Origin of the sequence: Kitasatospora sp. NPDC056531, assembly GCF_042794375.1 — a bacterium.
Taxonomy (GTDB): Bacteria; Actinomycetota; Actinomycetes; order Streptomycetales; family Streptomycetaceae; genus Kitasatospora.
Genome location: NZ_JBHTTU010000363.1, coordinates 1 through 1,384, shown reverse-complemented (window position 1 = coordinate 1,384; position 1,384 = coordinate 1). Strand labels below are relative to the sequence as shown.

General features: G+C 66.8%; 1 protein-coding gene. It reads left to right on the top strand.

Features of this window, described 5'->3' with window-relative positions; genetic code table 11:
• The first annotated feature begins 57 nt into the window (after nucleotides 1-57).
• A complete protein-coding gene (locus ACFQ87_RS46455) occupies nucleotides 58-1,344 on the top strand; it encodes an IS256 family transposase (protein ID WP_380617087.1) in 1,287 nt (428 codons plus the stop codon).
• Nucleotides 1,345-1,384 lie beyond the last annotated feature (40 nt).

Here is a 1,384-nt window from a genome sequence, read left to right as displayed (position 1 = left end):
GGGTCTGTACGGTCTTCGGTGTAACTCCCGATCAAGGAAGAACACCTGATGAGCGACGTGATCGTCTCTGCCGAGGCGGTTGAGGAAGTCCGGCCGGTCGAGCTCGCGCCGGATGTGCTGGACGAGCAGTTGATCGGGCAGTTGGTCGACCAGGCCCGCGCCGGGGGCGTCAAGCTGACCGGCGAGGGTGGTCTCCTGCAGCAGCTGACCAAGCGGGTGCTGGAGGCCGCCCTGGAGGGCGAGATCACCGACCACCTCGGCTACGAGAAGCACGACCCGGCCGGTGCCGGCTCCGGGAACTCCCGCAACGGCATCCGGTCCAAGACCGTGGTCACCGACGTGGGACCGGTCGAGATCGACGTGCCTCGTGACCGGGAGGGCAGCTTCGAGCCGCAGATCGTGCGCAAGCGCCAGCGCCGGCTGACCGGTGTCGACGACATGGTCCTGTCCCTGTCGGCCCGGGGCCTGACACACGGTGAGATCTCCGCCCATCTGGCCGAGGTCTACGGCGCGAGCGTGTCCAAGCAGACCATCTCCACCATCACCGACAAGGTGATCGACGGGATGGCCGAGTGGCAGAACCGGCCCCTCGACCCGGTCTACCCGGTGATCTTCATCGACTGCGTGCACGTGAAGATCCGCGACGGTCAGGTGGCGAACCGCCCGATCTACGTCGCGCTCGCGGTCACCGTCGAGGGCACCCGCGAGATCCTCGGCCTGTGGGCCGGCGACGGAGGCGAGGGCGCCAAGTACTGGCTCCAAGTCCTCACCGAGATCAAGAACCGCGGCGTCTCGGACGTGTGCATGGTCGTCTGCGACGGCCTCAAGGGGCTGCCCGACGCGATCGGGACGGTCTGGCCGCAGGCCATCACGCAGACCTGCGTCGTTCACTTGATGCGCGCGAGCTTCCGTTACGCGGCCCGACAGGACTGGGACAAGATCTCCAAGGCGCTCAAGCCGGTCTACACCGCTCCCACGGCGAAGGCGGCCGAGGACCGGTTCCTGGAGTTCCAGGAGTCCTGGGGCGACAAGTACCCGGCGATCGTGAAGATGTGGTCGGACGCCTGGGCCGAGTTCGTCCCCTTCCTCCAGTTCGACACCGAGATCCGCCGGGTCGTCTGCACCACCAACGCGATCGAGAGCGTCAACGCCCGTATCCGCAAGGCTGTCCGCGCCCGCGGCCACTTCCCCAACGAGCAGGCCGCGTTGAAGTGCGTCTACATGGCCATCATGGCGCTCGACCCCACCGGGGCCGGCCGCAAGCGCTGGACAACCCGCTGGAAGGCCGCACTGAACGCCTTCGAGATCACCTTCGACGGCCGACTCTCCATCGGCCGCCGGTAATACAAATCAACCTGAGTTACACCGTTGGCTGGACACACCC